Source organism: Streptomyces avidinii (assembly GCF_014650695.1).
GTDB classification, from domain to species: Bacteria; Actinomycetota; Actinomycetes; order Streptomycetales; family Streptomycetaceae; genus Streptomyces; species Streptomyces avidinii.
The window spans coordinates 47093-65766 of the sequence record NZ_BMVL01000006.1 but is presented as its reverse complement, the minus strand read 5'-3'; the positions used below and the strand labels follow the sequence as shown (position 1 = coordinate 65766).

At 71.2% G+C, this 18674-nt stretch carries 15 protein-coding genes and 3 pseudogenes; 11 read left to right on the top strand and 7 right to left on the bottom strand.

What is annotated here, in order from left to right; genetic code table 11:
* Positions 1–222 precede the first annotated feature (222 nt).
* A complete protein-coding gene (locus tag IE257_RS16650; RefSeq protein WP_189969373.1) occupies positions 223–1518 on the bottom strand; it encodes an ABC transporter substrate-binding protein in 1296 nt (431 codons plus the stop codon).
* A 168-nt stretch (positions 1519–1686) separates the two neighbouring features.
* Between IE257_RS16650 and IE257_RS16645 the strand changes: the two genes are divergently transcribed.
* Genes IE257_RS16645 through IE257_RS16635 form a run of 3 tightly spaced genes read left to right on the top strand, consistent with a single transcriptional unit; the run spans position 1687 to position 5350 of the window.
* Positions 1687–2193 (top strand): PadR family transcriptional regulator, encoded by a 507-nt coding sequence (locus IE257_RS16645; RefSeq protein WP_030389516.1) that lies wholly within the window; start codon positions 1687–1689, stop codon positions 2191–2193.
* Positions 2190–2972, top strand: a complete 783-nt coding sequence (locus tag IE257_RS16640) for an ABC transporter ATP-binding protein (protein ID WP_189969371.1) — start codon at positions 2190–2192, stop codon at positions 2970–2972. Before IE257_RS16645 ends, IE257_RS16640 begins: the two co-directional genes overlap by 4 nt.
* A gap of 2 nt (positions 2973–2974) precedes the next feature.
* On the top strand, positions 2975–5350 hold the full coding sequence (locus IE257_RS16635; RefSeq protein ID WP_189970113.1) for an ABC transporter permease: 2376 nt from the start codon (positions 2975–2977) through the stop codon (positions 5348–5350).
* A gap of 81 nt (positions 5351–5431) precedes the next feature.
* Here IE257_RS16635 and IE257_RS16630 read toward each other — a convergent pair whose 3' ends face one another.
* Entirely contained in the window at positions 5432–6835 is a 1404-nt protein-coding gene (locus IE257_RS16630) for an NUDIX domain-containing protein (RefSeq protein ID WP_189969369.1), read from the bottom strand.
* Positions 6836–7036: 201 nt separating this feature from the next.
* On the opposite strand from IE257_RS16630, the gene IE257_RS16625 reads away from it, so the two are divergent.
* A complete protein-coding gene (locus IE257_RS16625; protein ID WP_189969367.1) occupies positions 7037–7921 on the top strand; it encodes an alpha/beta fold hydrolase in 885 nt (294 codons plus the stop codon).
* 99 nt (positions 7922–8020) lie between these two features.
* Here the strand turns inward: IE257_RS16625 and IE257_RS16620 are convergent, their stop codons facing one another.
* Positions 8021–8605, bottom strand: coding sequence for a hypothetical protein (locus IE257_RS16620; RefSeq protein ID WP_229920422.1), 585 nt, complete (start codon positions 8603–8605; stop codon positions 8021–8023).
* A gap of 144 nt (positions 8606–8749) precedes the next feature.
* Between IE257_RS16620 and IE257_RS16615 the strand changes: the two genes are divergently transcribed.
* From IE257_RS16615 to IE257_RS16600, 4 genes are all read left to right on the top strand, one after another.
* Positions 8750–9079, top strand: a complete 330-nt coding sequence (locus IE257_RS16615; protein ID WP_229920421.1) for a hypothetical protein — start codon at positions 8750–8752, stop codon at positions 9077–9079.
* Positions 9080–9650: 571 nt separating this feature from the next.
* A complete protein-coding gene (locus IE257_RS16610) occupies positions 9651–10199 on the top strand; it encodes a GNAT family N-acetyltransferase (protein WP_189969365.1) in 549 nt (182 codons plus the stop codon).
* Positions 10200–10369: 170 nt separating this feature from the next.
* Positions 10370–11008, top strand: a complete 639-nt coding sequence (locus IE257_RS16605) for a flavin reductase family protein (RefSeq protein WP_189969363.1) — start codon at positions 10370–10372, stop codon at positions 11006–11008.
* Positions 11009–11068: 60 nt separating this feature from the next.
* Entirely contained in the window at positions 11069–11911 is an 843-nt protein-coding gene (locus tag IE257_RS16600) for a hypothetical protein (RefSeq protein WP_189969361.1), read from the top strand.
* Between the two features lie 58 nt (positions 11912–11969).
* Here the strand turns inward: IE257_RS16600 and IE257_RS16595 are convergent, their stop codons facing one another.
* Positions 11970–13169 carry a hypothetical protein gene (locus IE257_RS16595; RefSeq protein WP_189969359.1) on the bottom strand — a complete coding sequence of 400 codons (1200 nt, stop codon included), beginning with the start codon at positions 13167–13169 and terminating at the stop codon, positions 11970–11972.
* A gap of 160 nt (positions 13170–13329) precedes the next feature.
* A pseudogene (locus IE257_RS39600) lies at positions 13330–14540 on the bottom strand (IS701 family transposase).
* Positions 14541–14907: 367 nt separating this feature from the next.
* Here IE257_RS39600 and IE257_RS39430 point away from each other — a divergent pair.
* From IE257_RS39430 to IE257_RS16575, 3 genes and pseudogenes are all read left to right on the top strand, one after another.
* A pseudogene (locus tag IE257_RS39430) lies at positions 14908–15015 on the top strand (winged helix-turn-helix domain-containing protein); the annotation flags it as partial.
* A gap of 167 nt (positions 15016–15182) precedes the next feature.
* Positions 15183–15629 (top strand): hypothetical protein, encoded by a 447-nt coding sequence (locus tag IE257_RS16580; protein ID WP_189969358.1) that lies wholly within the window; start codon positions 15183–15185, stop codon positions 15627–15629.
* 45 nt (positions 15630–15674) lie between these two features.
* Positions 15675–16241 (top strand): annotated as a pseudogene (locus IE257_RS16575) (IS5 family transposase); the annotation flags it as partial.
* A 452-nt stretch (positions 16242–16693) separates the two neighbouring features.
* Here the strand turns inward: IE257_RS16575 and IE257_RS16570 are convergent.
* Both IE257_RS16570 and IE257_RS16565 read right to left on the bottom strand, forming a co-directional pair.
* Positions 16694–16990, bottom strand: coding sequence for a hypothetical protein (locus IE257_RS16570; protein ID WP_189970228.1), 297 nt, complete (start codon positions 16988–16990; stop codon positions 16694–16696).
* A gap of 223 nt (positions 16991–17213) precedes the next feature.
* Complete coding sequence (locus tag IE257_RS16565) at positions 17214–18311, bottom strand: MerR family transcriptional regulator (RefSeq protein WP_189970109.1); 1098 nt, start codon at positions 18309–18311, stop codon at positions 17214–17216.
* Positions 18312–18674: the final 363 nt, after the last annotated feature.

Here is an 18674-nt window from a genome sequence, read left to right as displayed (position 1 = left end):
GCGTCGACCTGTCTGCTGAATGCGAGAGCGCTCCTGATCGGTGCGCTGTTATGCATGCATGTTAAGTAGCAGCGACTGGAAGGTGTCAACGATGTGTCCAGAAACAGTGGAAAGCTGGGGTGTTTTGTACGGAAACATCCCGGTGCACGAAGAAGGGCCTCTACTTAACATGTAAGTAGAGGCCCTTGAGGGGGTGCAGAAATGGAGGGACGCGCAGTACGCTCAGCCCCTGCGGGAAATGGCCCCGAGCTCGCGCGCGAGCCGCGCCGTCGCCTCCTCGGGCGTCTGGCGCAACGCCATCACGTCCTGCGCCACCGCCTGCACCGCCAGGCTCACCTGGTCGTAGCGCGGACTCTTGGGGCGGGGCACCGCCGACAGCAGGCTCTGGCGGAGCGTGGGCAGGTACGGATACGCGCGGACCAGCTCGGGATCCTCGTACAGCGCGGCGCGCACCGGCGGCAGCGAGCCCTTGGTGAGCACCTGCCGCTGGACCCGTTCACTGGTGAGGTACGAGATCAGGTCCGCCGCCGAGGCCGGATGCCGCGCATGGCTGCTCACGGCCAGGTTGGAGCCGCCCAGCACACTGGTGCCGGGCCCGTCGGGTCCGGGCAGCGGCACGGCGCCGAACCGGCCCGCGATCTTCGATCCCTCCGCGCTGGCGTCCGCGTACACGTAGGGCCAGTTCCGCAGGAAGAGCAGCCGGCCGTCCTGGAAGGCCTGCCGCGACTCCTCCTCCTTGTAACCGAGCGCCTCGCGGGAGATCCAGCCGTCCCGAACGCCGTCCGCGAGGAACCGCAGCCCGGCGCGCGCCGCGTCGGAGTCCACGCTCACGCGGGCACCGTCGTCGCGCAGGACCGAACCGCCGGCCGAGTGCACGGCCTCCGTGACGTTGACGGTGAGCCCCTCGTACGGCAGGAACTGGCCGGCGTAACCGTCCAGCCCGTACTGCGGGGCGATCGTGCGCGCCTGGCGCACCAGATCGGACCAGGTGCGCGGCGGCTCCTCGCCCGCCCGGTCCAGGATGTCCTTGCGGTAGTACAGCAGGCCCGCGTTGGTGACGTACGGGACCGCGTACAGCCGGCCCTCGAAGGTCGCGGTGTCGACGACCGGACGCAGGAAGGCGTCCAGCGGGAAGCGGTCACGGGGGAGGGGGGAGATCAACCCGGCCGCGGCGAACTCGGACGTCCAGGCGACGTCGATGTTCAGCACGTCGAACCGGTCGCGGCCCGATCGCAGTTCGCTGATCATCTGGGCCCGGGTCTCGTCCGCGGAGTCGGGCAGCTCGACGAGCGTGACCCGCTCGTCGGGATGCGCCTCGTTCCAGTCGTCGAGGAGCGGGGGGAGGTAATCCGTCAGATCGCCCGCCGTCACGAGCGACAGGGGCCCGCGGTCCCCGGAAGCCGTCCCGAATGCCCCGGAGGTCGCTCCCGCGTCGGCCCGGACGCCGAAACCGGTGTAACCCGCCAGTACGACCGCCCCGACCAGGAGAGCTCTACCCGCGGCACGCATCCACCGCATAGATTCCTCCCAGTGCACGATCCGGCTGCGCCGCCGACCATCGTGGCCTATATATACCCGTTAGGCATGGGCGATACTAGACGTCCAGGCAGACGAGACGGACGGCGGCGCAACTCGGCCCGCTGTCGAGTGAACCGTTGACTACGGAGCGGGAAGGAGGGGGAGCGAGTGCGGCTGGCGCTCCTTGCGCTCCTCACCCGTAGCCCTGCGCACGGTTACGAGCTGAAGCAGGACCTTGAGAAGCTCCTGGGCGCCGCGTACCCTCAGCCCAACGTCGGCCAGATCTACGTCACCCTCGGCCGGCTGGAGAAGAGCGGCCTGATCGAGGGCGAGGACGTCGAGCAGTCGGGACGGCCCAACAAGCGCACGTACAGGCTGACGGACGCAGGGCGCGAGGCCGTGCAGGCCTGGTTCGAGGAAACCGCCGAGGAGCCCCGGGTACGGGACGAGTTCTTCATGAAGCTCGCCCTCGCACCGCAGTCGGGTCTGGCCGATCCGGTCGCACTGATCAACAAGCAGCGGCGTCAGTACCTCAACACCATGCGGGACCTGTCCAAGCTGGCCGCGGCGGAGGACCGCGACAACAAGATCTCCCAACTGCTGATCGAGGGCGCCATGCTGCACCTGCAGGCCGACCTCGACTGGCTGGAACGCTGCCAGGAGGAGCTGGAATGAGCGACGACGCCACCACCATCGCTCCCGGCGAGCCCATAGTGCGGGCCGAGGGCCTGACCAAGACGCACCACGGCGAAGGCGTACCGGTGCACGCCGTACGCGGGGTGGACCTGTCTGTCCAGCCGGGCGAGTTCGTCGCCGTCACCGGACCGTCCGGAGCCGGAAAGTCCACGCTGCTGCACCTGATAGGCGGCCTCCAGCGGCCCGACAGCGGGAAGCTGTGGCTCGGGGGCGAGCGCGTCGACGCGTACCGCGAGGCCCGCTGGGCAGTCCTGCGGCGGCGCAGCATCGGCGTCGTCTTCCAGTTCTTCAACCTGGTTTCCAACCTCACCGTCGCCGACAACGTCGAACTGCCCGCCCTGCTCGCCGGAGCCTCCCCGAAGGCCGCCCGCGCATCCCGCGCCGAGCTGCTCGCCGACCTCGGCCTCGAAGGCCGCGAACGGTCCATGCCCGGCGAACTGTCCGGCGGCGAACAGCAGCGCGTCGCGCTCGCCCGAGCGCTGGTCAACCACCCCGCCCTGCTGCTCGCGGACGAACCGGCCGGCAGTCTCGACAGCAAGGGCACCCGCGAAGTGCTGCGGTTGCTCTCCCGCTTCCACCAGCGCGGCCAGACGATCATGATGGTCACCCACGACGCCCGGATGGCCAGCGCCGCCGACCGCGTCATCAGCTTCTTCGACGGACGAATAGCCGACGACGCCCACCTCGGCGGCGGACACCGCCCGCCCGCCAGAGGCGTCTCGGGCGTACTGGACCTGGAACCGGAACCGAAGCGGTGACCGTGCGGGCCACCTTGCGCTGGGCACACGCCGACTTCCGCGCACACCGCGGCGAAGCCCTCTTCGTCGTGCTGGCCAGCGCCGGGATCATCGCCTCGCTCCTGCTCGCCGGCGCACTGTTCAGCTACGCCGCGAACCCTTGGCAGCGCGTCTTCAACCAGTCCCACGGCGCGCACATCTGGCTGCACACCCGCGCCGGGGCGGACATGGCCGCCCTGTCCCGCGTCGAGGGGGTCGCCGCCCTCTCGGGGCCCTACCGCACTGCGGCGACGACGGTCGAGTCGCGCGGCGCCCGGGTCGGAGTGACGCTACGTGCGGCCGGGGCGACGCCCCCGGAGACCGGGCGGCCGCTCGTCACCACGGGCAATTGGCTCACCGGCCCCGACGAGGCCGGGAGCAGCGCGGACGCCGGAGAGGGCGCCGGGGCGGAGGGCGGTGCGGCCGCCGGGAACGGCTCCGTCGTACTGGAAGCCTCGGTCGCGCGGGCCCTCTGGGCGGAACCGGGCGACACGATCCGGGTCACCGGCCCGGACGGCGCCCCGCACACACTGCGGGTGACCGGGATCGCCGAGGTGGCCGAGCCCCGCTACCACCCGGGCGGCAGCCCCGGCATCGGCTGGGTGCTGTCCGACACCCTCGACGGGATCGCCCACGCGGACACCGGGCAGAGCGTGGGCCTGCGCCTGGCCGACCCGGACGACACCGACTTCACCGTCCAGCGCGCCGTGACCGTCCTCGGGGCCGACCGCGTCGCCCAGGTCACCAAGTGGCAGCAGGCGCGCGCCGAGGCGGGCGGCGACGACCGGCTGCTCGGGCAGATGTTCGCCGTCTTCGGGCTCGGCGCGCTGCTCGCGGCGGCGCTCGCCGCCGCCGGAACCATCGGCGCCCGGGTCCGCGGCCAGCTCAGGGACATCGCGATCCTCAAGGCGGTCGGCTTCACCCCCGGCCAGGTGACCCGCGGCTTCCTCGTCCAGCACCTGGCTTTCGCCCTCCTCGGCGTGGCCCTCGGCACGGCGGCGATCGCCCTGCTGGGCGCCCGGATACCCGGACGGATCGGCGAGGCGGCCGCGGTGTGGCCGGACCTGCCCGGCCACACCGCACTCATGATCGGCGTCCCCTGCGGAGCGGTGCTGCTGATCGCGGCCGCGACCGGACTCTCGGCCTGGCGTGCCGGACGGGTCCCGCCCGTGCCCGTGGCCCGCGCCGCACAGCCGTCCGCCGCCCCGATGACCGCCCTCGGCAGGCGCGCCCTCGGCGTACGCGTGCCCCCGGCCCTGGTCCTGGGATGGCGCGCCGCCTTCCCGCGGCGCGGCCGGACCCTCGTCCCCGTGGCCCGACTCGCCCTGCCGCTGCTCCTCATCACCGTCGCGCTCGTCGCCTGGTCGACGCTGGACCAGTTCCGCAGCCGCCCCGCGCAGATGGGACTGCCCGCGGCACTGACCGTACGGGCCGGACAGCCGGCCGCTTCGTCCGAAGCGGAACTGGAGCGGGCCCTCGCGGCCGTCCCGGACGTCGCCACGGTCCACCCGGGGGCCGAGATGGCGGCGCTCGTGCCGGGGCAGACCGGAACGATCACGCTCCGAGGGCTGGGTACCGCCCGGGACCCGTACCCCGCCAAGGTGGTGGAAGGACGTGCCGTCAGCGGCCCGGACGAGGCGGTGGCGGGGCAGGGGCTGCTCGACCTCCTCGGCGTGCGGGTCGGCGCGTGGGTCCGGATGACCGTCGAGGGACGGCCGCAGATCCTGCACGTCGTCGGTCGCACCATCGAACCCGAGTCCGGCGGCCGGGTGATCACCACGACCATCGACGCACTGCGCGAGCGCGACCCGGAACTGCGCTCCGACTTCCACGCCCTGGTGCTGCGCGAGGGTGCGGACCCCCGGGCGGTCGGCGCCGCGCTGGCCGGGACGGCGGGAGGAACGCTGGAGGTCCGGGAGACACCGAACCCGGTCGACCGGCTGGAGCCGGCGCGCGGAGTGATCGCCGCCCTGATCGCGGTCCTGGCCCTGATCGGCCTGATCGAACTGCTGACACTGATCAGTACGGGTGTCCGCGACCGGGGCCGTGACCTACTGGCGCTGAAGGCGATCGGGCTGACGCCCCGGCAGATCGGCTCGATGATCGTCACGGCCGCCGGACTGACCGCCCTGGCATCCGCCGCGGCCGGCACGGTACTGGGCCTGCTGTCCGGCAGATGGCTGGTCGACACCCAGGGCGCGTCGAGCGGCATCGGCGCGGGCATCGCCCAGCTGCCACCTCTGCCGGTGATGCTGATCGTGATCACCGGGTCCGTGCTGGGCGCGGTGGTGGCGGCGGCCGTACCGGCGACGCGCGCGGCCCGGCGCCGACTGGCGGACTCCTTGAGCGAAACTCTCTGACGGGCCACGGGCCACGGGCCATGGGCCATGGGCCACGGGCCATGGGCCACGGGCCACGGGCCACGGGCCACGGGCCACGGGCTAGCGGTGGTGGGCGGCATGGAGTCGAGACAGGGTGCGGTGGCCGCGTTCGGCGACCTCGGGGTCCTGGTGGCCGGCGCCGTACGCGATTCCTGAGACCGCGTCGAAGGCGGCCTCGCAATCCAGCCTGAGTTCCTCGGCGGGCGCGAGCGTCCTTCCGTACCCGTCGAAGAAGGCCGTACGCAGGTCGGACCGGCCGGCCCAGGTGTCGCCCAGGCGCACCATGTCGCGGGTGGCGGTGGCGTACTCCGATCGCTCGAAGTCGAACAGAGCCACCTCGCCGTCATCGGCCAGGAGCACGTTGCGGTACTGGAGGTCCCCGTGCGTGGGCACCAGCACGGGCCGCGGGAGGTCCTCGTAGGTGCGGACCAGGCCGAGCACCAGCTCCTCGTCCCCGGCGGCCAGGCAGGGCCGGGCCTCCTCCAGGTGACGCTTCACCGTGCCCGCGGCGGTGGACGGTCCGGCGGGCCGCTCCGGGGTCGAGCGGTGCAGGGCAGAAGCCAGGCGGCCCAGCTCCCGGTGGAGGCAGACCTCGGCCGCGGCGTCGAGGACCGCCCCGTGCGGTGACCGGCCCGCCAGTGCCGTGACCACGACGGCCCGCGCCGCCGGGTCGGCCGCGACGAGCCGGGGAGCCCCCCGCCCGAGCACGGGTGCCCACGCGCGGTACGCGGCCACTTCCCGTTCGTGGAAGGCCGGCCCGCGGTGCTGCTTGAGGTACCAGATGCCGCCGCCGGAACCGGTGAGACGCCACACCCGGCTGCCGGTGCGCGCCCACGAGGCGTCGGCCGCCTCCGCGATCCGGCCGACGGCGCGTTCGGCGAACTCCCGCAGCCGGGGCGGCAACTCCATGCCGTCCGCGGGCGGCCCCGGCACGAGACGGGTGCGGTCGGCGCCCTCCGCCACGTACCGGACGGGGTCGCCGGGCTGCTGGAAGTGCACGGCGGCGGGCAGGCCGGCGCGGTAGGCGTCGAGGCCGGCGCGGCAGTACGCCACCATCGGATGCGGCAGACCGTCCAGCGGGTACCAGCCCATGCCGTCGCACCGGTCCGGCTCCATCACCCGGGGCGCTCCCGACCATCGCCGTACCTCGAAGAGGACACCGATCCGCGAGCCGGCACCCTGGGGAGGCCGATGGTGGACCGTGACCGCGGCGGCCACGTCCTCGGCCGCGATGACGACGCCGGTCTCCTCGCGGGCTTCGCGGATCACCGCCTCGGCCATGTCCTCGCCCGGTTCCAGATGCCCGGAGGGCAGGTGCCACAACCCGGTGGCGTACACCGGCCCGGACCGGCGCGACAGCAACACCTCCGGGCCGGATCCGCTGTCGCGGCGCAGGACGAGGTGGACGTCGACGGGCACGGTGTGCCGAGGGCCGCCGTGGGCCACCGGTTCGGACTGGGGCATCCGTCTCCGATCGTCGGCGTGCGGCCGAACAGGGCGGTGTCATTCGTGCGGGGGCCGATGGCGTGGTCGACTGACACACAGCACCACGATTCCTCGGCCGGTACGTCCGCGCTACCGATTCGGGGACACCCGGGCACCATGGGGCGGGAAGGGTCAGGCGAGGAGAGACGAGGAGGGGCGAGACGGTGAGAGGCGAGGACGATGGCTGAGCGCATGATCGAGACGACGGGCATCAGGCTCTGCACCGAGTCGTTCGGCAATCCGTCGGATCCGCCCGTACTGCTCATCATGGGGACGGGGGCTTCGATGCTCTGGTGGGAGGAGGGCTTCTGCCGGATGCTCGCCGAGGGCGGCCCCCGCTTCGTGATCCGCTACGACCACCGCGACACCGGTAGGTCGGTGACTTATGAGCCGGGCCGCCCGGGCTACAGCGGTGCGGACCTGGTCGACGATGCCGTCCGCGTGCTCGACGCCCACGGGATCCCGGCCGCTCACATCGTGGGCGTATCCGCCGGAGGGGCGCTCGCACAGCTGCTCGCACTGGAGCACGCACGGTGCGTCCTGTCGCTCGTGCTGATCAGCACGTCCTCCGCCGTGCCCGGGGACAGTGACGGCGACCGCGAGCTGCCTCCGCCGACCGAGGAGTTCATGCGGTTCGTCTCGACCGTGGATGTGGACTGGTCGGATGCCGACTCGGTGATCGACTATCAGGTCGCCTACGCGCGCGTCCTCGCAGGTGGTCGGCGCCCGTTCGACGAGACCGCCGCCCGGGGCCTGGTCCGACGCGACGTGGAGCGCGCGAACGACTTCGCCGCGGCCCGCAACCACGACTCCCTTCCGGACGGCGAGCCCCCACGAGCACCCCTGTCCTCGATCGCGGTGCCCACGCTGGTGATCCACGGGACCGCCGACCCGATGTTCCCGCTCCGCCACGGCGAGGCACTCGCGGAAAGGATCCCGGCCGCAGGGCTGTTGGCTCTGGCGGACGCAGGCCACGGGGTCGAACGAACCGACTGGCCGACGATCGTCGCCGCGATCCTCGACCACACAGGAACGGGCACAGGCACGGCCGACCGTGCTTCCTGACGTCGAGGGCCCGCCGCCGGGGCACGGTGCCGCGATCAGTGCGAAGGCAGCCAGCGCTGATGGCATGCACGGCACGGGCCAGGACCCCAAGGGCCGGGGCTAAGCGTTCCTTGCCCGCATCCGATCCACGAAATAGGCACCCAGACCCACCAGCAGGGCCGCCCCGGCCGCGTAGACCGGCAACCACAGCGTCGTCGTGGCGGACAGGCAGTCGGCAACGGCGGTATGGCTCTGGACCTCCTGAGTACGCGCCAGGGCGGCAGCGTCGCGACCGGCCAGGTTCGCCAGCGCCGCCTCGGTCCGGATGCTCTCGTACCTGCCCAGGGCGGGACACCTGGCGCGCGTGCCGGGCATCGGGAACAGCCACGCCCAGCGCTGCAGCACGGGGGCCAGGGTGATCGCCACGCACAGGCCGACGACCAGCGAATACGCCGCCAGGTTGCCGACGTAGGCAGATCGGAGGCCGGGCGTGGGCGTCCACTGGGGAAGCCGGTAGAGGGTGAAGAGCACGACAAGAAGGGTCACGCCGATGTACGTCGCGAACCACTGCCACGAGCCTTGTGCGAGTACGGCAGTCAGCACCGCCCCGAGCGCAATGCCGATGACCCCGGGCTGGCCGGCAACACCACGGCTCGCACCGGTGGATGCCGAGCTCCGGGCACCTTGGATGCTGGGTTCGTCCACGGTTTCTCCTGCCTCGTTCAGCCCCCAGCATCTCGGCACACCGCTCCGTCGGCCAGGCACCATGCCGGAACGACCCGAATGCCTGGCCCGGTCGCCACCCGACCCGGCTCGGTGCCGGGTACTCGATCTGCGCATACCGAAGCCGTGGTAGACCTGGCCGTCGCCGAACTCGCCCGCGAGCATGCCGACCCCGGCGCGGCTGCCTGGGCCCGTTCCCTGTGGCGCGAGCCGGCACAGCCCGCGGACGTCCGGGTGGCCGCCGCGCTCGCCTGGCTCTGCCTCGTGGACGACCCCGTTCCGGACGACCTGCGCACGGTGCTCGACGCTCTCGCCACCGCCGCCGATCCGGCCGGCGCCCTCGGCGGCGTCCCGTGGATCGCGCACGTGGACGACGCGCAGGGCCTCGCCCGCACCCTCGACCAGATGCTGAACGACGCCGCACCGGGCGCCATCGACCAAGACCCCTGGGCCTGACCCCGCGTCGTACGGGCGCCACGATCCGTCCGGCCGCGCGCCCGAAATCCCCGACGGCTTGGCCGGTGAGGTGTTCCAAGGCTCCCTCGACTCCATGCCGCCCGCCGGTCCGCAGGCGCGGCACGCCGTCCTGGCCGGACCGGGACGACCGGCTCCCGACGACGACACCGACGTCCCCCTCGTGCCGACGCATCCGCAGACGGGGGGCGAGCTCTGGACCCCGCCCGCCCCGGCGGCGTGCCGGGTGCCCCTGCCGTTCGGGGTCTGGCTGTGGCTGACCCGCCCCGAGCCGTACCTGCCCGTCCCCGCATCGGGCGCCCCGCCCGACGGCGTCCTCCGCGACGACTGCGACCCGCCCGCACCGGGCCCCCGCCACCCGTTCCGGGTCGACGCGGGGAACGCTCCGGCGCACCCTGGTGCGGCTACCGAACGTCCGCAGCCCGTGGCTGGATGCCGGCGATGTGGAGTGCAGCCAGGACGTTCGTGGACTCTGGTGAACCCGAAGTCTCCTCAGTCGGTTGGGTAATTGATGCGCACTCACTCCGACGAGCCGTGCGCTAGGTTGCCGTTCATGATCGAACTCGGACCTGTCAACTGGCCGCCTGCCGCGATACCGACCGAACGGCTCGTCCTCCGTCAGTCGGATGCCCGGGACCGTGCGGCGTTCATCGAGCTGTTCGCATCGCCGGAGGTGGGCACCTACATCGGCGGCTCCCGGCCGCGTGACGAGCTCGAACGCGCAGTGCCCGAGGTGCCCGGGCGGCGCCCCGGCTGCTTCGTGGTCGATGCCGACGGAGCGATGATCGGCATGATCACGCTCGATCGGCGCGACCCGGAGCGTCCGGGTCACGTACGTCCCGATGCCGCGGAGGCCGAGCTCGGCTACATGTTCCTGCCGCAGGCGTGGGGACGCGGGTACGGCGCCGAGGCGTGCGCAGCGGCGCTCGACTGGTTCGACCACGCGCTCCCCGGCGAGCCGGTGGTCCTCTGCACCCGGACCGCCAACGATCGCGCGATGCGCCTCGCGGCGAAGCTGGGGTTCACCGAGGTGGAGCGGTTCGAGGAGTACGGCGCCGAGCAGTGGTTCGGCGTCCGGTCCCCGCTCACGCAGTCCGGCTGATCCCGGGCCCGCCTCCGCACCCGCCCCGCCCCCGCACCTCGTCCACCACCGAACGCGAGGTCGCATTCCCGCCAGCCAGAGCGTGCCCGCACGCGAGAGAGTCGGTGACGGCTCGCGCTCCTGATCGCGAGCCGGTCCCTCCGACTGACACTCCGCGAAAGGCGCAACAGATGCATGTGGTCCCCGGGCTCAAGGTCCTGTACTTCGGAACTCCGGTGGTGTTGATCAGCTCACGCAACGAGGACGGGACGGCGAACCTGGCGCCGATGTCCTCCGCGTGGTGGCTCGACCGGTTCTGCATGCTCGGGCTGGGCAACAACGCCCTGACGACCGCGAACCTGCTGCGGGAGGGGGAGTGCGTACTCAACCTGCCCTCTTCGGCGATGGCCGATGCCGTCGACCGGATCGCGCTGACCACCGGGAAGCCGGACATGCCCGACTACAAGGCGAAGCAGGGCTACCGGTACGAGCCGGACAAGTTCGCGGCCGCCCGGCTGACCGAGCAGGCATCGGACCTGGTAGGGCCGCCCAGGGTCGCGGAGTGCCCCGTCCAACTGGAGTGCAGGGTGGTCTCGGCCCACCCCTTCGGCGGCCACGATCCGGACGCCACTGCCTTTCAGGTCGAGGTGCTGCGCGCCCATGTCGAGGAGGGTCTGGTCATTCCGGGGACTCACTACGTGGACCCGTTCGGCTGGGACCCGCTGATCATGAAGTTCTGTGAGTTCTTCGGAGGCGGAAGCAGCCTCCGTCCGTCGAAGCTCGCCACGGGCTGGAACATGCCGCACCGAGCAGCATCGACGGCAACGTGAACGTGAACGGGGTACGTTTCGCTCACCGTCCGAAGCCGCCCCCGACACTACGCTCAGGACGTGGGAGAGCCCGAGCAGCGCGTCGAAGGCGCAGGACCGTTCACCACCCGGCTCACCTGGCAGCGCCCCGAAGGCGAGACGGTGGTCTGGGACTCGCGCCTGGCGCGCAGGCGCGGGACACTGTCCGTCCGCGGCCCGGGAGATACGGCCGACCGGCCCTCGCCCGCCGGTCCGCAGGCGTTGAGCCGCCTGCGCAGGCTCAACGCCATCGCTGCGAGCGCGTTCGTCATCGGCGGGGCGCTCTTCGCGCTCGGCGCGGCCATCGCCCAGTTCGGTGGGGGTGATCCGTTCCAGAGCGCCTGCGTCTACTTCGCCGGGGGACTGTTCTTCAACACCGGGGGCTACGCCTCGCTCCTGCAGGTACTGAACGCGCCCCGCAACGCTCCCGAAGGGCGGTTCCTCGGCACGGCCGACTGGAGGTGGTGGGGGTACGAGCCGATGCGGTTGGACTGGCTGAGCACGTTCGTCCTCTTCGTCGGGACGCTGGTGTTCGGGATCAACCTGCTGGACTCCTTCCTGCAGGGGCTCACGGTCCAGCAGGTCAACCGGCTGATCTGGACCCCCGACGTCATCGGGTGCGTGCTGTTCCTCATCTCGGGGCATCTCGCGTTCGTCGAGATCTGCCATCGCTCCCGGATCTGCTTCCGGTCGCGCAGCCTCGGGTGGTGGATCGTCGCGGTGAACCAGTTCGGTTCGCTGCTCTTCATGGTCTCGGCAGTGGCCGCCTTCACCCGCCCCGGCACCGGCGACCTCGTCAACGTCGGCGTCGCCAACTGGGCGACGCTGACCGGCGCCCTGAGCTTCTCGATCGGCGGTGTGCTCCAGTTCTTCGAACGGCCGTAGGATGCCGCACCACGGCAAGGAACAGAAGAAGGCCGCGCACGCCCCGGACGGCCGTGTGTCAGCTCGGGCGCTCGTAGTTGGTCAGGACGCAGCCCTCGGTCTGGGCCTTCTCCAGCCGGTAGCCGGCCGGCGCGGTGAAGCCGGTCTCGCAGTTCAGGTACAGGAACTGGAGCTGGTACAGCCCGCGGCGGACGTTCGCGTTGTTGGTCTCCACGGCGATGTTCGTGCCGACCAGCAGCTTGCTCGCAGTGGCCTTGAGGCGCCCGTCGTCCTGCAGGTCGGCCAGCTGCGCCGCCTTGGCCTTGGTCTGGAGGGTCTTCATGTCGGAGACGGTGTCCAGCCAGTTCAGGTTGTGCGCGCGCCGCTCCCCGCCGAGCTGGCCGCAGACCGCTCGCTGCGTGACGCCCCAAGCGCTCGCGGGGCCGTCGACGACCGGCATGTAGTCGATCGACTGGACCTGCTCGTCGGTGACCTTCATGCTCGTGCAGTCGACCGTGTGCGGGCTGACGAGCTTCTGCAGCTCGGCGATGTTGTCGGCGCTCGGCAGGCCCAGGCTGCCGGTGGACGGCTGGCCCGGCTTCGCGGCACCCTCGGTGGAGGGGTCGCGGACCGCCCCGCGGTGGGGGCTGCCCTGGCCGTCGGGGCTGTTGACGTAGTCGGTGAGGAAGCAGCCCTCGACCAGGGCCTTCTCCTTCTTGAACCCCTCCGGGACGAAGACGTCGGGGTTGCAGCTCAGGATGCGCAGGTCGGAGTTGGGCGGGTCGACCAGGGACACGGCGGTGGCGGTCTTGAGCGCGGTCAGGGCGAAGGTCTTGCCCACGACCGTGCGGCTGGCGAGGTCGGTGTTGTCCCGGCCCTCGGCGAGCAGCTTTGCGGCGTTGTCCTTGGCGGCCTGCTGGAAGGCCTTCATGTCCGGGGTCAGGAAGAGGACGGTCTCGCCCTGCGCCTTCTTGTCCGTGCAGACGCCGCGCTCCGTGATGCCCCAGTCCCCGGCGCCGATGAACCCGCTCAGCGGCACCCGGCTGTCGTTCGGGTCGGTGCTGAGGTTCTCGCAGGACGTGTACTGCTGTACGTGGGCCTGCGCCCCGGCCAGCGTGGCGGGCGCGGCGCCGGCGCTGGCGGCCGTGGGGGAGGCGGGGGCGGCGCCCCGAGCGCTCGCGGCGGGCGGGCCCGGCTTGGGGGAGTCTTCGCAGGCGGTGGCGAGGGTGGTGAGCGCGGCGAGGGCCGCGGTCGCGGCGGATATCCGCTGGAGGCGCATGGGTGTCTTCCGTCGGCTGGACACGGCTCGGGGGGATGGCGTGCCCATGCTACAGAAAATTGATCTTGTGGCAGGTCGAGGTGAGTTGGGGGAGGCGGCGTGGGAGTGGATAGAGCCCTGGCGAGTAGGTGTTGGAAGAGGTCCAGGGCCTGGTAGAGGGTCAGGTCCTGGCAGGGGCTTTTGAGCAGGTCCGCTGTTCGGTGAGGAACAGGTGGGCGGCGGTGACGCGGGTGACGTGGCGGTGCCAGCCGGTGAACGAACGTCCCTCGAAGTGGTCCAGTCCCAGAGCGGTCTTCAGTTCGCGGTAGTCGTGCTCGATCCGCCACCGGGCCTTCGCCAGCCGGACCAGGTCCTTGGCGGGGATGTTCGCGGGCAGGTTCGAGATCCAGTACTTCACCGGCTCCGCCTCTCCCTCGGGCCACTGCGCGATCAGCCAGAGCAGCGGAATCGTCCCGTCGGCCGCCGGTTTCGGGCGGCGGCCGACGAGGCGGACCCGAAGGAGCACGAAGTGCGAGCTCATCGCGGCCATGGAGCCTTTGCGCAGGTCAGCGTCCGGCCACGGCTTCTTCCGGCAGCCAGCACGTGGTCGCGTAGGGAACGTGGCCGGGTGCGGTAACGGGGCAGAGGGCGGGGCCCGAGCCCGCTGTAGGCGGGCTGATGCGGCTCGGCATCCGCACCGTGGGCGGTCATCTCACCCTTCACCTGCAGGACGTAGGCCAGACCCCGGCCTTCCAGGCCGTGACGGAAGTCGGCGTTCGCGCCGTAGCCGGCGTCGGCGACCAGTGCGGCGGGCCGCAGGCCGATCGCGGACAGCTCGTCGAGCACATCTCCAGCGCGAGCTGCCACTTCGCGCGGTGATGTTCGCTGTCGGGGATCCGGCAGGCAGCCCGGCGTGCAGCGGCCTGGGGCCCGTCCCATGCGGAGGGCAGGAACAGCCGCCATGACAGCGGGCACGAAGCCGTGTCCGAGGCGGCGTGGACGCTGACACCGATCTGGCAGTTGCCGACCTTGCCCAACGTGCCGGAGTACTGGCGGGCCACCCCGGGCGAAGCAGTGCCGTCCTTGGGGAAACCGGTGTCGTCCACCACCCACACCTCAGGGCGGACCACAGCCACCGCCCGCCAGGCCAGTCGGGCCCGCACGTCAGCGACCGGCCAGGTCGAGGACGTCATGAACTGCTGCAACCGCTGATGGTCCACCCCGAGACGCCCGGCCATCGGCTGCATCGACTTGCGTCGGCCGTCGAGCAACAGGCCCCGCAGATTACAACTGGCCCTTCTCCAGCCAGTCCCGCCGCACCAGCGGCGCGAACACCTTGGAAGCGAACTCCTCCAACCGGACCCGCACCGCCACAAGCTCCCCAGCCCTCATACAGCCAGCGAACTACCCAACACCCGACGTGACAAGACCGGACAACAAAGCACTACTGGGTCGTGTCGGCCGGCCTGGACCTGTACGCCAGGGCCGGGGCGAGCACCTCGGCGTCCCGGCCCGGTCACGAGCACGCTCGTGCCTGAGCTGCGGGTGGTGCCCCGACCGGACCAGGAGCCGCTGCGGGTGCTGATGATGTGCGACCACCGCCGGCTCGCCCCGGCACTGCATCAGGGGCTGCAGACCGAGGGTTTCGCGACGGACGTCGTCCAGGACTCTGTCACCGGCCTGTTTCCGGCCCGCAAGCACCCGTACGACGTGGTGGTGCTCGACCTCACCGGTCCGGCTGCAGACCCTGGTCCGGCGCAACATCGTCGAGCTCTGCATCAGCTACTTGCGCAAGAAGGTGGACACCTCGTTCGGGCGCAACAGCAGCGAGACCGTGCGGGGGTTGGGGTACCGGTTGTCGAGTTGAGCGTCGGGGCGGATTTTCGGTGATTGCCGGAGGAACTGTTCAACTGCGGCCGTCGACGTCCCGGAGCCGGTCGTCTACCGTAGCGAATCGCCGATCTGTCGGGGAAAGCTGGTTTCCACTGGTGGACGGCACTTTTGAAGGTTCACTTGTCTTGCGAGGGGGCACCAATGAGAATCCGCAACGCCATTTCCGCAGCGGTCGTAGTGGCGACCGCTACCGTTGGCATGGTCACCGCAGTCGGCGGCCCGGCCCAGGCCGCTTGGGTGCCACCGTTCAGGAAATGCACGTCATTCGATCAGAATGGATTCAAGGGCGACGTCTGTGTGGACCGGGTCGGCCTTGGACCACAAGAATTCCTCGGCCAGGGCAACATCCAGGAATTCCCCAGCAAGTGCGCCAAATTCCGGGTCGACGTCGTTGACCCCGATGGCACGGCGGTGCGTTCCGTGAACAACATCCCCTGCACCACCGGGGCGGTTGGTACCGCTCGATATCTCGCCGAGCTGCACGTGAACGGCAGGGCGTATGCCCGTCTGGTCAGCCTCGACAGCGCAGGAAACACGCTGCTGTCGGTCAACTCGGAGATCATCGTCTCCCCGTTCGACAACCACTGAGGGGCTAGGGCGTTTCTTTCGGATCATCGGAGCGTTGGTTGATGTGTGTCGTTGACTGACGCTCAGTGGGCCCGCATTGAGCCGCTTCTGCCGGACCGGACGCCTCGGCGGGGTGGGCGGTGGCGGGATCATCGGCAGGTGATCGACGCGGTCGCGTTCAAGTACCGCACCGGCACGCCGTGGATGGACCTGCCCGAGCACTTCGGCTCGTGGAAGGGCGCCCACAACCGCCTGCGGATGTGGGCCGCGGACGGGACCCGGGAGAAGGGTTTCACCTCTCTGCTCGCCCAGGCCGAAGGCGACCTCGACCGGGTCGTCGTGGTCGACTCCACGATCGTCCGGGCTCAACAGCACGCCGCCGGGGCCCGTCAAAAGGGGGCCCCGGCCGGCGAGCCGCCCGACCACGCCCTGGGACGCTCCCGTGGCGGACCGACCACAAAGATCCACCTCGCCGCCGACGGCCGCTGCAGACCGCCGGCCTTCGACCGCGAGGCCTACAAGCAGCGGAACACCGTCGAACGCTGCATCAACAAGCTCAAGCAGTGGCGCGGCCCGGCCACTCGATACGACAAGACCGCCACCATCTACCTCGCCGGACTCCACCTCGCCGCATCTTCATCCGGTCAGCCAGGTGATCCGAAGGACACGCCCTGGTCTCCACTGCCGCGGCTCTGGCGGTCCAAGAACTGGACCAGCCGTATTTCCGACCGTGCGATCCGTTCCCGTTGTTCGCAGGGAAGCGGGGCGAGGGCGTCGACGAGGACCCGCTCGCGGGAGACGAACACCATGTTCCCCGAATAGATCCTGCACCCCGAGCACCAGGCGAGCCCGATGCAGCGCTCGAACAGCGGGGACTGCGGCGGATAGAAGCGGTACTGGTAGGAGCGAACGGGCGTCCCACAGGCGGCGCACACTCGTCGGTCCCCGTCGTGGACCGTGTCCCAGGTCCCGACCTTGCGCCAGTAGTGCCGCCCGGCCGGTGCTCTTCAAGTCGTCATGCACGCATTCTCGCCCAGCCCGAGGCGTGCGCCCACCCCGCACCGACAGGATCCGAAGGAGCCGGCCTAGTCCCGGCCGCCGCCGGCGTCGTCCAGGGCCGTGATGACGGCTCCGCCGTGCAGCCGCGCCGTCCGCGTGGCCCGGGTCGTCGGTGCCGGTGCCGGTGCCGGTGCCGGTGTGGTCAGGGAGCGGCCGGAGGCTCGGGTGCGGACCGGACCGGTGGCGGTGATCTCCGCGACCTCGCGGCTGCCCGCGGCGAGCGGGTAGGGCCGGCCCGACGGCGCGCGCCACACCGTGCCCGCGAGGATGTGCTGCCCGAAGCGGCCGCAGGCGGCGGTGGTGCGGGCCCGTGTCACGGACACCGACGGCCCGGTGGGCGGGCGCAGGCGCTCGGGTCAATGGCAGCCCGGCTTCGTGGCCGGGCGAGGGGGTGCGGGGTGGGGGCAAGGTCCGCTGCTGACGAGGTATCGGCGTCGATGGCGGGCAGGTCAGTTGACCGGGCGCGACACGGGTGGAGCCGCCTGACGATCAGCCGAACCAGCGGGCCGTCCAGGAGCAGCAATGGCGCTGAACCTGCGACGAGGGTCAAGCCATGAGTAGGCGGAGGCCGAGGTCTGCCGTGTCGAGGTCGGCGAGGTCGCTGTTGCGCTCGGCCCACCGGCCGGAGTCGAGGTCGTCGCGGAGGCTTCGTACCGCCCGCTGCTCGGCGTCCGGCCCGACCCTCGTCCACACCGACATGGCGCGGCGCACGTGCTCCTCCAGATACGCCCCCGGTCTGCGCCAGTACGCCTCGAACAAGCCGTCGGCGCAGTCCCACGGGACGGGCACCGGCTCAGCGCGGGCGCCGATCGCGTCGGCCATCCTGGCAAGCGACGGAAAATCCGCGAGGACACCGGCGAACTCGGGCAGGTAGTCGCGGGTGAGCCAGAACCGGTCCTGCCATCCGGGCTCGTCGGTGTCGAAGGTGAGCACCACCACGCGGCGGGCCACGCGCCGCATCTCGCGCAACCCCGCTAGCGGGTCCCCCCAGTGGTGAACGGTGGAGACGGCCATCGCGACGTCGAAGGACTGGTCCTCGAACGGCAGGCTCTCCGCGGCGGCGGCCACGCACGGCGCCGAGCCGGCAGGCCGTTGCCCCCGCATGACCTCCGACGGCTCCACCGCCGTCACCTCGCGATCAGCCGGCTCGTAGGAGCCGGTGCCGGCCCCGACGTTCAGCACCGTCCGCGCGTCGCCGAGTGCGTCCCAGATCCGCGCGGCGATCCGCGGCTCGGTACGCCGCGTCGCCGTGTAGGCGCCGCCGATCGCGTCGTACAGCCGTGCACCGAGCATCCCCAGTTGCTCCTCCGGTGTCACCTTCAGTCCCCTCGCCCGTGCCTCGAGTTCCCGGTCAATGGCCGCCACCATGGCGTCAGCACGATCACGCCGCTCCAGCAGCAGGCCGCGCAGTCGGCGCAGGTGCGCGACCGCGTCGGTGGACGAGTCGCCGACCAGTTCCGCAACCTCCCGCAACCCGAAGCCCAGCCGCCGGTAGGCCAGCACTTCCCTCAGCCGCTCGACGTCACCCGCCGAGTAGGCCCGGTAACCACCCGCAGTCCGCGCCGACGGACGCACGAGCCCGATCTCGTCATAGTGATGCAGCGTGCGGACGCTCACGCCGGCCAGCTCGGCCACGCGCCCCACGGTCCAGTGATCTTCCACGGCACCGACTATGCAGCCTGACGTCACGTGAGGGTCAAGAGCCCCACTCATGACAGCAAGAGCCGAAGCGGAGCCGTAGCCGCACACCGCGTTACTGTCAGAAACGGTCATTTGTGAGAGTGGGGGGAGGCTCGAACGGGAGCCTCCGAACCTCTACGGACATCCCAAAGCCGATGCCGTCCAGGGAGAGCGGTGCCTGAGGCGTGTCGTTCACCAGCCCCTGGAACCAGGCGGGCACCGGCAGCAACGGCCGGACGGCCGCCCACTTTGCGTCCGTCATGACCGCCGGATACCGGCGCACCCGGTCCGGATGGCCGGCCGCGTTGCCGTACACGTGTGCGAGGA